The organism is Chenggangzhangella methanolivorans (genome assembly GCF_042648545.1).
GTDB classification, from domain to species: domain Bacteria; phylum Pseudomonadota; class Alphaproteobacteria; order Rhizobiales; family Methylopilaceae; genus Methylopila; species Methylopila methanolivorans.
Genome location: NZ_JBHRXS010000003.1, coordinates 403,751 through 415,840, shown reverse-complemented (window position 1 = coordinate 415,840; position 12,090 = coordinate 403,751). Strand labels below are relative to the sequence as shown.

7 protein-coding genes are annotated in these 12,090 nt (G+C 69.6%); 2 read left to right on the top strand and 5 right to left on the bottom strand.

Annotation, left to right across the window (positions count from 1 at the left end; all coding sequences use genetic code 11):
* Positions 1–4: 4 nt before the first annotated feature.
* From cas9 to ACFOWB_RS02280, 5 genes are all read right to left on the bottom strand, one after another.
* A complete protein-coding gene (gene cas9, locus ACFOWB_RS02300) occupies positions 5–3,283 on the bottom strand; it encodes a type II CRISPR RNA-guided endonuclease Cas9 (protein ID WP_378145455.1) in 3,279 nt (1,092 codons plus the stop codon).
* A gap of 412 nt (positions 3,284–3,695) precedes the next feature.
* Positions 3,696–5,516: a putative bifunctional diguanylate cyclase/phosphodiesterase gene (locus tag ACFOWB_RS02295; RefSeq protein ID WP_378145453.1), complete on the bottom strand. Its 1,821-nt coding sequence runs from the start codon at positions 5,514–5,516 to the stop codon at positions 3,696–3,698.
* Positions 5,517–5,705: 189 nt separating this feature from the next.
* A complete protein-coding gene (locus ACFOWB_RS02290) occupies positions 5,706–6,659 on the bottom strand; it encodes a choline kinase family protein (RefSeq protein ID WP_261401509.1) in 954 nt (317 codons plus the stop codon).
* Positions 6,660–6,684: 25 nt separating this feature from the next.
* Positions 6,685–7,623, bottom strand: coding sequence for a phosphotransferase family protein (locus tag ACFOWB_RS02285; RefSeq protein ID WP_261401510.1), 939 nt, complete (start codon positions 7,621–7,623; stop codon positions 6,685–6,687).
* Complete coding sequence (locus ACFOWB_RS02280; RefSeq protein WP_378145450.1) at positions 7,620–8,888, bottom strand: Zn-dependent hydrolase; 1,269 nt, start codon at positions 8,886–8,888, stop codon at positions 7,620–7,622. The genes ACFOWB_RS02285 and ACFOWB_RS02280 overlap by 4 nt, the downstream gene beginning before the upstream one ends.
* A gap of 219 nt (positions 8,889–9,107) precedes the next feature.
* On the opposite strand from ACFOWB_RS02280, the gene ACFOWB_RS02275 reads away from it, so the two are divergent.
* Entirely contained in the window at positions 9,108–10,574 is a 1,467-nt protein-coding gene (locus ACFOWB_RS02275) for a flavin monoamine oxidase family protein (RefSeq protein WP_378145448.1), read from the top strand.
* A 424-nt stretch (positions 10,575–10,998) separates the two neighbouring features.
* Positions 10,999–12,090, top strand: coding sequence for a TRAP transporter substrate-binding protein (locus tag ACFOWB_RS02270; protein WP_378145446.1), 1,092 nt, complete (start codon positions 10,999–11,001; stop codon positions 12,088–12,090).

Here is a 12,090-nt window from a genome sequence, read left to right as displayed (position 1 = left end):
CGGCTCAGGCTTTCGGCTTGGTGCGCCGCACGGCCGTGCGGGCCGGGAAGCCGGGGTCGCTGACGCGGCCGAGGGGATCGACGCGGATTTGTCGCGCGCGCCACGCCTTCAGCGTGTTGGGAGAGGGATAAACGTATTTGAAGGGGTCCGACTTGTCGGCGTCCCGCGCTTTGAGAGCGCCGGCCTCATTGGGGGCTGCGAGCGCGAACTGCTTTTCGGAGAACTTGACGATCCGCATCAGCTCGACGGCGCCTTCGCGCTCGATCGCCAGAACATCGTCCCTGTGCAGGCTCAGCACCTTCTTGGCCGTCGGATTCGCGGCGCGGATCGCCGAGCTCCAGGCGGCGCTGTGGGCGTCGAACATCGAGACGACCTCCGACACCCACTTGCCGTCCTTCAGCTCCCAGACGTCGTAGCGATAGTTCGAATCGCCCTTGTAGCCCTTGTAGGCGCGCCCGTTCCTGTCGCGGATCGGGATCACCTTAAGCGGCTCGACCATCCGCACGCGGCGGATGTTGGGGTAGCTGCGCGGGCCGAGCTCCTTGTCGCCGAACGCGCGCAACGCCTGCTCGAAGGCCGCGCCCTCCTTGCCGGCCGTCCAGTCCTTCAGCGCCTGCTTCAGGTGCTCGTCGCGAATATCTTCGAGGTCGGCCGGTTTCTTGAACGAGGAGAGCGGCGCGCGGTGGACCACGATGTCGTTCCCACGGGCGTCCTTTTGCCCCGTGAGCCCATAGGCCGTGTCGTTGTGCAGGCGGCCGGCGGTCTTGTCCGCGCCTTTCGCGAGGCTCGCCTTGGAGACCGTGCCGTGGTCGGGCCGGTGGCTCACCACGATGGCGTTGACGGCGCGGCGCAGATCCTCGCGAAACCCCTCCCACGGTTCGGGGAACACGATTTTCTCGCGCCCGTCCGCGCCCTCCTGGCCGGAGGCGCGCGCGGCCGCCTGCAGCATGCCGCGGTCCACGATCCCGATCACCGCGGCGTCGATGGCGTGGTGGCGGTGGTCCTTGCGGTTCTTGGGCTGGTCGGCCCCGAGATTGTGGTCGTGCAGGAGGTCGTTCAGCCCGAGCTTGCGACGCACCATCTCGGTCAGGCGCCCGGGCGAGACCCAGACTCTCGAACTGCCCTCGCCGCGATGGGGATAGAGCGCGGAGAGATACTCGCGCGCGAGCCGCGACAGGTGCTGGGTGTCGGTGAGCTGCCGGGCGATGAAGCTCTTGCCGAATTCCGGATCGTCGCTGTCGAATTTCTGCATCGCGTCCGGCTCGAAGCGCCAGCGCTTGTTCCTCGGCATCTTGGCGGCGCGCGCGCCGATCGCCTCCCATTCGGCGTCGGCGCCGAACTGGCGCGCGAAATCGGCCTGCGCCTCGAAGGGCGAGCGGTTGCGCTTCAGCCTGTTGGCCTCGCGCAGGCAGACGGTCTTGTTGGCGTTGGAGTCGTCGAGCGTCTTGGTGAAGGGCAGGATGTGGTCGACGTCGACCGTGCCGTTGAACAGCATCTCGGCGCTGATCTGACGGCCGGAATAAGGGCAGCGGCGGTCGAGCACGTTCTCGAGGTTGAGCTCCTCCCACAGCTTCAGCAGCGCGCGGTTGCCGCCGGTGTCGGGCTGGCGAAGTTCAATCAGCTTCTTGGAGCGCTTCTCGGCCGCGATGCGGTTCTCGTTGTTCTCGCGGTTGCGCTTCTTCTTCTCGTCCTCGTCAAGCTTGAGCTCGCGCGCGAGTTCGATCGCAATCTCCTCCGGCGGGCCGAAGCGGCCGATCAGGTCGTTCACGACCTTGCGGAGCTGGTTCAGGCCGATATGGACGGTCGGGTTGGTCAGCCGGCCGATGCGCAGCGCGTCGTCGATCTCGTTCGGGTCGGCGGTGCCGGGGAGAATGTGGCGCTCGAGCGCGACGCCGTAATAGGGCAGGGCCGGGCGGCCTGTTTTGGCGTCTTCGAAGATCTCGCCGGTGCGGAAATCGGAATGGTGGGTGAAGCCCGCGGTCTCCACCGCTTCGCTGTAGACGATCACCTCCGCCTTCAGCGCCTCGATCAGTCTTGTCGTCGCCGTTGAACCGAACCGCCCGAAGCCTTCCGGGACAGGCGCGCCGCAGACCGCGCGGGCGGCTTCGTCGTCGAGCTTGTAGGTCTCGCGCAGCCAAGTCCGGAAATTCTGCTCGTCCTCATCGGTTTCGAGGTCCTGCAGCGTCTCCACGACCTCCCACTGCTCCTCGGGCGTCAGGTGCAGCCAGAGCTTTCCGAACCGCTTCTTGTCCGAGAACGCCGCCGCGATCTCGTCGCCGATCAGCTCCTTGCGGTTCTCGCTCTCCTTGTTGAAGCGCGCGTCGGGGTCGAGCTTCAGCGCCTTTCGAAGGCTCTCGAAAGAGACGCGGCGCTTGTCGTGCAGCTTGAGCAGCAGCGTGTCGCGCTGCTCGCGGGTCAGCCGCTCGGCCTTCTCGCCCGGCCGCACGATCTGGAGAGCGTTCACCTCTTCCAGCAGCCGGCGGCGCTGGAAGAGCGGATGGGCCTTGGGCAGCCGCTCCTCGTCCGAAACCAGCGTGCACCGCCCGATCTTCGGCGCCTTCAGCGGGCGCTGGTGGAAGACGATCTCGTAGAGGCAGTCATGCGCCTCCTCGGTCAATACGTCCGGATGATACGGAGACTGCCGCTCCCAGATGGTCTGGAACTCGTCCTCGAGGATCGCGCGCGAGGGATAGAAGTCATAGGCGTCGGCCGAGCCGGCCTTCAGGCGCGTGCGCACCCAGGGGATCTCGTTGTCGTTGGGCGCAGAGACTCGGCGGCCGTACAGGAAGGCCCCGAGCGTCTCCGCGCCCGCCTCGTCCATGGCTTCCCGCAGCGCTTCGACGCCGAGCGCGATCTTTCCGGCGTCCTCGTCCTTGCCGCGCTCGGCCTTTCGGTTCGACTTGAAGCCGCGGCGCTGGTTGAGGTGGAACAGCGCCCGGCCGATCTCGGCGAGCGTCAGTTCTTCGGACAGCGCCCGGGCGCGAAGCTCGTAAGGGTCGAGGCCTTCGAGCGCCTTGCGCCCGGCCTCTTCGGCGGGAAACAGGCCGAGCCGCGTCAGGTGCTTCAGCAGCGCGGCCTGCCGCTGCTTTAACCGGTCGCGCCGCCGCCGCATGGCGCGAGCGCCGCGCCGGTCGACGGCGAGCGAGGCGCCTGACTTCGGGTCGCGGCCATCGGAGAAGATGCGCGAGCCCATGGCGACGATGCGCTCCGGCGCGCCGTCGCCCTTGAGCGCGAAGACGCACCAGCCGAGGCTGTTGGTTCCGAGATCGAACGCGAAACGCACGAAAATCTCCCCGCTTTGCCCGTCGATCCAGTCGCGCCGCCATTTCCCGAGCCGTAGCGTCCGCGAAATGTCGGCAAGGACCGAGCATCTATGCAATCAAAAATTGTAACTCGGCGGCGCCGTCGTCGCTGCGCTCTTCTGCCGGAGCCTGTGAAATCAGGTTGTTTCTTCGATGCTAGATCAGGGCTGGCCGACTTTGCAACCGAGGGTTCCGGTCGCGGCCCGGTGAGGTCGTCCGCCGCTTGACGCGGCCGGACGCCAGGTTATTCTACCCTTCTCAGAGATCGCGGTCTGGCGGTTAACAAGCGTCAGTACGCACCAAATAAGGGCGACGCTCCGGCGTCGCCTTTTTTGTTTCGCCGGCTTTCGACGATCGTTGCGGCGCGGCCGGCGTCCCCGGCGAAAGCCCCGCTCAGCCAGCCGTCAGCCGGGCCGGCGCCGCGTCGGGCAGCGGCTGGCCGCGTTCGCGCAGCCGCTTGGTGGTGAGGTCGAAGTCGCCCGGGCGGGCGTAGAAAAACCCCTGTCCCAGCCGGCAGCCGAGGGCCTCCAGAAGGCGGGCCTGCTCGGCGGTCTCCACGCCCTCCGCCACGATCTTCATGCCAAGCTTGCGGGCGATGTCGATCAGTCCGCCGACGATGGCCGCGCCCGGTCCCCCCTCGCCGAGATCGGCAACGAACGACTTGTCGATCTTGATGATGTCCACGGGGAAGGTCACGAGGTGGGTGAGCGAGGCGTAGCCGGTGCCGAAGTCGTCGAGCGCGACGAGCAGGCCGCGGGCGCGCAGCGCCTTCACGGCCTCGCCCACCAGATTGTCCTTCTTGCCGAGATAGACGAGCTCGGTCACCTCGAGGATCACGTGCCTCAGCGGCACGCCGTAGCGTTCGAACACGCCGGAGATGCGCTTCTCCAGCGCGCCGACATGGAAGTCGCCGGCGCTCACGTTCACCCCGACATGCTGGAAGTTGACGCCGTCGTCGAGCCAGCTTCGGATCGCGCGGGCGACCTGGGTCAGCATGCGTTCGGTGAGCAGCGTCGCGGCGACGCCGTCGGTCATGGCGAGCTGGAACGGCGCCTCGGCCATGCGCGCGCCGTCGCGGCCGAACACGCGGCAGAGCGCCTCGAGGCCGATGAAGTCCCCGGTGTCGAGCCGCGCGATCGGCTGGAAATACGCCTCGACGCGGTCCTCGTCGAGCGCCTCGCGGACGTCGCGGATGGCCTGGAGGCGGCGCGCGGCGGCGTCGCCGAGCCCCTCGGTGAAGCGCGCGAAGCCGCCGCGATGGGCGTCCTTGGCGTGATAGAGCGCGATGTCGGCCTTCTGGCGGAGGCTCTCGACCGTTGCGCCGTCCTCGCCGAGCACCGCGCCGCCGACCGTGACGGCGAGCCGGTGCGGGCGGCCGCCGCAGAGCGCCTGCGGCTGCATCGCCTCGAGCAGGCGGTCGGCGACCCAGGGCATCGCCTCGGCGACGTTGGCCCCGCGCAGCACGACCGCGAATTCGTCGCCGCTGATGCGGTAGGCGCCGTCCGGCGCGGTCTCGCCGATGCGGCGGCCGATCTCGCGCAAGAGGTCGTCGCCGGCGGCGTGGCCCAAAGTGTCGTTGACGATCTTCAGGCGGTCGACGTCGATCAGCAGCAGCCCGGCGCCGCCGGTTCCCTCGAGCGCCTCGAGCGCGATGTCGAAGCTCGCGCGGTTTCCGAGGCCGGTCAGCGTGTCGAAATAGGCCAGGCGATGGATCTCGCGCTCGGCCTCGTGCCGCTCGATCGCGATGGCGCAGAGATCGACGCAGGTCTCGACCACCTGCTCCTCGTCCTCGTTGGGGCCGCGCCTGGTGCGGAAATAGAACGCGAAGGTGCCGAGCGTCTCGCCCTGCGTCCCCAGGATCGGGCAGGACCAGCAGGCCTGAAGGCCGAGCGGCAAGGCGAGATGCCGATAGCGCTCCCACAGCGGGTCGGTCGCGATGTCGACGACGGTCACCGGCTCGCGGCGATAGGCGGCGGCGCCGCAGGATCCGACGTCGGGCCCGATCGCGACGCCCTCGATCGCGTCGCAGAAGGCGGCGGGCAGGCTCGGCGCGGCGAGCCCGCGAAGCCGGCCGTCAGGGTCGATCAGAAGGATGGAGCAGATCGAGCTCGGCGCGAGGCGTTCGGCCTCTTCGCAGATGCGCCGCGCGGTTTCGGCAAGCGGCGACCCGCGGGCGATCATCTCCAGTATCTGCTTCTGCAGGTTCAGAAACATGCGGCCGCGCTGACGAGAGCGCCCGACGACCGGGCGGCCTTTCGTGGGTCCGGCTTCGGAGAAGGGCGCCGGATGAGCGAACGTTACGCCGTACGATTATTTTGGAAAGCTTTCCAATTACGTTACCACACACGCAGAAAGTGTTGCATATGTGCCTGCAAGGCAGGACGTGGGTGCCGGAGGTGGTCGTCACACGCGCCGCAGCCAGGACGCCCAGTCGGGGTGATGGAACACTGCGCGGGCGCGCATGTATTTCCACATGCCGTATTTGTAGTAGTCGAAGTCGAGCGTCGAGACCGCGTCCTGGATCATCGCCCAGGTCGACCACTTCAGGTCGCCGAGCGCCTTCAGCACATTGACGCGCGCGTCGATCGCCGGCGTCCAGGCCCCGAAATAGGCCTCGGTCAGCTCGCGCTCGATCGCCTCCGGAAACGCCATCTCGTCGAACCAGAGCGCGAGCTCGTAGGCCCGCTCGTTGTTGGAGGCGTACTCGAAGTCGACCAGCAGCACGCGGTCGTCGCCGTCGATCATGAAATTGCCCGCCAGCGTGTCGTTCATGCAGGGAACGAGGTCGAGGCCGGAGGCGGTGAGCGCGGCTCTCGCCTCCTCCAGGCGGCGCATCAGGAAAGGCTGGTCGGCGGGAAGGCGCCCGCCCACCATCGCCACCTGCTCCACATGTTCGTCGATCATGTCGAACACGGTCTTGGTGAGGCCGAGCGCGGGAGAGTCGTTGAAGGCGCGCAGCGCCGTCACGGCGTTTTGGCGCACCGCGGGGCGCAGGAAATCGAGATTGGTGGAGGCGCGGAAGCCCTCCACGAAGGCGAAGATCTCGACGCCGGGGCCGGGCAGGAAGTCGACGACCTCGACCCCGAAGCCGCAGGCGTGGGCGCGGCGGCTGGCGTCGTTGGCGGCTCCGCGCTCGATGAACATGTCGGTGCCGCGGCCCGGCACTTTCAGGAAGTAGTCGCCGCCCGCGCCCTCGACGCCGATGCGCCAGTTGGTGTTGCTGATGCCGCCCGAGACCGGTCGGTAGCGCAGCGCCGCGCCGCGCCAGCGCTCGACCTGGGCCAGCACGCCTTCGAGCGCGCGCTCGGAGTCGGTCGCGGCCTCGCCGGGACGTTTCCAGTTGGCGGCTGCGCTCATCGGCCTGTCCCGTTCCCCGTCCGCGTCACAGCCGCCGCAGCCATTCCTCGAAGCCCCGCTCGCCGAGCGTCGCCCGGGCGTGCGAGAGCCGCCACGTGCCGTATTTGTAGAACTCGATCCCGGGCCGCTTCGAGCCGACGGCGCGCACGATCCCCCAGAGCCCCCACATGACGTCGTCGACGGCGCCGTAGAGCCGGCAGCGATTGTAGATCCGCTCGACGCAGGCGCCCGCATAGGCCTCGATGGCGGCGCGGCGCTCGGCCTCGAAGCGGCAGGCCTCGTTGATGAGCGCCCCGACGTCGAACCACGGGTCGTTGTCGCCGGCGAGATCGAAATCGACGAGCCGCACGCGATCGCCCGCGGGGCCGTCGCGCAGCATCACGTTCGAGGCGACGCCGTCATTGTGGCAGAAGGCGAGGTCGACGCCCGCCGCCGCGATCGCCGCGCCCGCGAGATCGCAGGCCGCCGCCATCTCGGCCGCGCCGTCGGGCAGGGGCGCGCCAAGCGCCGCGGCTTCGGCGGCGAGCGCGCGCACGCGCTCGAACGGATCGAAGCGCCAGCCGATCGGCGAGGCCGCGTGCAGGCGCCGCTTCGCCGCGAGCGTCTCCGAGAGGAGTTCGACGTCCTGAAGGTCGCCGACCCGGGCGTAGCGCCAAAGCGGGGCGAGAAACTCTGTCGCGAGCGCGCCCTCGGCCGTCGCGACGACGTTCGGCGCGACGCCGGCTTCGGCGGCCCGCGCGGCGGCCTCGGCCGCGACCGGCGAGACGTCGGCGGCGCAGTCGGCGTGCCGGATCTTGAGGAAGACGGGCGATGCGTCCCGCGGGTCGAGCCGGACGCAGTCCGAGACGGTGGCGCGATGCGTCGGCGAGGCGACGGGCGCGGCCGCGAGCTCGAAGCCCGCGATCTCGCCGAGGCCCGGAAGGCGCGCGACCGCGGCCCCGACGCGCTCTTCGAGCCCCGTCACGCCGCAAGCCCCTGCTGATCGAGCGCGCGCTCGGGCGAGCCGGCGGCCCGGCAGAGCCGCGCGGCGGCCTCGAGGCAGACGGAAAAGCCCGTCTCGACGTCCTTGGGGGCGGTGAACTCAGCCTCGTTGTGCGCGATCCCGCCGGCGCTCGGCACGAAGACGAGCCCGGTCGGGCAATGGCCGAGCAGGCTGATCGCGTCGTGGCCCGCGACCGTGTCGAGGCGAAGGCTCGGCGCGCCGAGCGCTGCGGCCGAGGCCTCGACGAGGTCGCTGACGGCCGCCGGCATCGGGCGGATGGCGCGCTCGTTGCGGACCACCGAGGCGACCTCGACGGCGGCGCGTTCGGCGGCCGTCGCGATCGCGGCGTCGGCCAGCGCGCTCGCCTCAGCCAACACGCCGTCGTCGTTCGAGCGGATCTCGAGCGAGAGCCGCGTCTCGCACGGCACCACATTGGCGGAGTTCGGCGCGACCACGAGACGCCCGACCGAGGAATGGACCTTGCCCGGCCAGCGGTCCGCGATCGCGCGGGCCTCGACGATGAGGTGGGAGGCGGCGAGCAGCGCGTCGCGGCGAAGCCCCATCGGGCAGGGCCCGGTGTGGGCCTGCTCGCCCTTGTACGTCACGTCGAACTTGGTCGCGCCCCAGTTCCGCGTGACGACGCCGACCGCGACGCCCGCCTGCTCCAGCGTGACGCCCTGCTCGACATGGAGCTCGAGATAGCAGGCGGGAAGCGGCGGGGCCTGGTCGCCGCCGTTCCGGCCGATCGCCGAGAGCGCGTCGCGCAGCGTGACGCCGTCGTCGTCGAGCGCCGCCAGCGCCTCGTCGGCTGTGTGGCGTCCGACATAGACGCCGCTGCCGAGCAGGCTCGGGCGGAAGCGCGCGCCTTCCTCGTTGGTCCAGTTCACGGCGCAGAAGTCGGCGGAAAAGCGCGCGCCCTCGCGCTTCAGGCGCATCAGCGCCGCGCCGACATGGACCGCGGCCGCGACCCCGAGCGCGCCGTCGAAGCGGCCGCCGTTCGGCTGGCTGTCAAGATGCGAGCCCATCATCACGAGCGGCGCGTCCGGCGCCTCGGCGAGGCGAAAGAGCCCGAACTGGTTGCCCACGGCGTCGGTGCGGGTCTGCGCGCCGGCCGCGTTCAGCGCCGCCTCGAGCACGTCCCGCGCCGCGCCGTCGGCCGCGCTCGCGCAAGGCCGGTGGACGCCGCCTGCGGCGGTCGCGCCGCAGGCCGCGAAGGCGTCGAACAGGGAGGGATCAGAAATCGCCAAGAATCCTTTTCAAACCCTGGGTCGAAAAACAAGTTAAATGCCTGTCATGGATGTATAAATTCCGGCCGAACCTTAGCCGGGCGGTCGCGCGGCCGCAATTGCGTTGCGGCGCCGCAGCATCGGCGGCGCCGACGGCGAGGTAGTCGGCGGCCGCGCAGACTTTCTTAAATCCCGCGCATGCATCTTCCGGCGGTCGCGTTCGATCCCGGATCTCCAGTCATGTCTCCTGTCCAGCCGCCGCGAGCGGTCCTTTCCCGCCGCGGGCTCCTCGCGGGCTCCGCAGCCGCCGCCGCCGCCGCGCCCCTGGCCTCGCCGGTCGTCGCGCAGAGCCGGACGGGCGCGCGCGAGATCCTGATCCTGGGCGCCGGCATGGCGGGCCTCACCGCCGCGATCTCGCTTCAGCGCCGCGGCCACAAGGTGACGCTGCTCGAGCGCCAGAACCGCATCGGCGGTCGCCTGCTCTCGGTCCCGCTCGGCGACGGCATGTTCACCGAGGCCGGCGGCGGCCACTTCCGCTCCAACATGCCGCTGGTGCTGGACTATGTGCGGCACTTCAACCTGCCGCTGCTCAGCCTCAACGACGGCCTGCCGCTCTACATGGTCGACGGCAAGCAGGCGAAGTCCGCCAACCTCGCCGACTGGCCGTGGCGGCTGAACCCGTCCGAGCGCAACGTCTCGATCGCCTCGAGCCTCAACCAGTATCTGTTCCGTGCGGGCCTCGACACCCAGACGGTGCTCGACGCCGCCTGGCCGAACCCCGACGTGCTCGAGAAGCTCGACAACATCGTGCTCGGCGACCTGCTGCGCTACGTCGGCGCTTCGGACGACTTCTGCAAGCTGCTCGGCGCCCATGGCGGCACCTTCACGCCCTCGTCCCAGGCGCTCGGCATCGTGGCCGACCTCGCCTACCACTTCGGCGACCAGAACGTGTTCCGCATCCGCGGCGGCAACAACCGCCTGCCGCTCGCCATGGCGGCCGCGATCGGGCCGGACAAGATCGTGCTGAACGCTCAGGTGGCCGAGATCGACCAGAGCGGCGACCGCGTGCGCGTCAGCACTGCGGACGGCAAGCAGTTCGAGGGCGACGCGATCGTCTCCACCATCCCGTTCAGCGTGATGGACGAGATCGCGGTCAAGCCCGGCTGGTCGGCCGGCAAGGCGCGCATGTTCGCCGAGATGGAGTGGGACAAGACGGTGAAGATCATCGTCAAGACCAAGTCGCCGTCCTGGCTCGCGCAGACCGTCCGCGGCTGGCCGATGGCCGGCGGCGACCGGCCGTGGGAGCGCTTCATCGACATCACCGGCAACGAGCCGGGCGGCCACGGCAGCGGCTTCTTCTATCTGAACGGCGACAACGCCGACGCGGTGCTGGCGCTGCCGCGCGCCGAGCGCGGCCCGCGCATCGTGAGCCAGTTCGAGAAGGACGCGCCGGGTCTCCTCGGCGAGGTGGTCAGCGTCAGCGACTTCGCCTGGAGCGAGCAGCCCTGGATCAAGGGCTCGTTCGGCGGCCCGCCCATCGGCGGCGGCTGGATGATCCGCGAATGGACGCAGCCGGAAGGACGCATCCATTTCGCCGGCGACTTCACCACGCTCAAGACCGGCTGGGTCGAGGGCGCGATCGAGTCCGGCCTGCGCGCGGCCCGTCAGATCGACCCGTCGGCCGAGCAGCTCAGCGGCGGCCGCTGAGGCGGCCTGTTCGGCCGGGCGGGCGGATCTCCGCCTTCCCGGCCGCGCGGCTTCGCCTGGCCTTGCTCCCCCGGGCTGTGCTCCGGCGCCTCGGGGGATGACGGAGCGGCCCTGGCTCGCAGGCCCGCTTCCGCGCTTCGTCGCCATCGACCCTCGGCCGGGCCGTCTCGACCCGGACGCCGTCGAGGCCGCGATCAGGTCCGCGCACGGCCGCGCCTGCGCGCCACGTTCCAGACGAACGCGATCGATCTCGCCGATCCGGAGTTCTCCCCAGCGCGACCCGCACCCGTCCGCCTCGCCGACGGCGCGACCGGGCGATCCCGAAAGCGTGAGCCGCTCACCCGATCGGGGTGGCATGCCACTTGCTGGTGGCGCTTGGCAATGTGATCTGCGCCGCCGTCGGGGGCGGCCAAGCGAGGCAGCAATGGATCGTCGTAAAGTCTTGTCCGCGGGCGCGCTCGGCGCCGTGGCGTCCCTCGCAGCGCCGGCGGTCGCCCGCGCCCAGCAGACCTTCTCCTGGAAGATGACCAACGCCTACGGCCCGGGCGCGCCGTTCTACGTGACCGGCCCCGGCTCGCCGACGCATTTCTGCGAGCTGGTGAAGCAGATGTCGGGAGGGCGCCTGACCATCCAGCACTTCGCCGCCGGCGAGCTCATCCCGGCGCTCGAGGGCTTCGACGCCTGCTCGGCCGGCACGGTCGAGATGAACGCGGCGAACTCATACTTTTGGGCAGGAAAGGTGCCGGCCGCCCAGTTCTTCACCACGGTTCCGTTCGGGCTCAACTTCCAGGGGCAGACCGCGTGGATCCTGCACGGCGGAGGGCTCGCGCTGTGGGAGGAGCTCTACAAGCCCTTCAACCTCGTCCCCATGCCGATGGGCAACACCGGCGTGCAGATGACCGGCTGGTTCCGCAAGCCGATCGAGAAGCTCGAGGACTTCAAGGGCCTCAAGATGCGCATCGCGGGCCTTGCGGGGAAGGTCTACGCCCAGCTCGGCGTCGACGTGAAGCTGCTGCCCGCGGGCGAGATCTTCCCGGCGCTGGAACGCGGCGTGATCGACGCGGCCGAGTTCGTCGGCCCGTTCCAGGACCGTCGCCTCGGCCTCCAGAAGGCGGCGAAGTATTACTACACCACCGGCTGGCACGAGCCGAACAACGTCACCGAGCTCGTGGTGAACCAGGCCGCCTGGGACTCGCTGCCCGACGACCTGAAGGCGATCGTCCGCTCGGCGGCCTACGCCTGCAACACGATCAGCCAGACCTGGTGCGAGGCGACCAACTCGGACGCGCTCGACGACCTCGTCAAGAACCAGGGCGTCATCGCCCAGCCGCTGCCCAAGGACGTGGTCGAGGGCCTGCGCGGCGTCACCAAGAAGACGCTCGAGGGCCTCGCCGCCTCCGATCCGAAGATCAAGAAGGTCTATGACTCGTTCCTGGCCTTCAAGGCCAAGCACGACGCCTGGGCCGGCGTCTCGGAGGCCGTCTATCAGGACCAGATCCGCGTCGGCGGCGTCTGA

Bases quoted from the DNA above. Each gene is read 5' to 3' on its own strand.
- ACFOWB_RS02295 (WP_378145453.1), bottom strand. From the start codon at position 5,516: ATGTTTCTGAACCTGCAGAAGCAGATACTGGAGATGATCGCCCGCGGG.
- ACFOWB_RS02290 (WP_261401509.1), bottom strand. From the start codon at position 6,659: ATGAGCGCAGCCGCCAACTGGAAACGTCCCGGCGAGGCCGCGACCGAC.
- ACFOWB_RS02275 (WP_378145448.1), top strand. From the start codon at position 9,108: ATGTCTCCTGTCCAGCCGCCGCGAGCGGTCCTTTCCCGCCGCGGGCTC.
- ACFOWB_RS02270 (WP_378145446.1), top strand. From the start codon at position 10,999: ATGGATCGTCGTAAAGTCTTGTCCGCGGGCGCGCTCGGCGCCGTGGCG.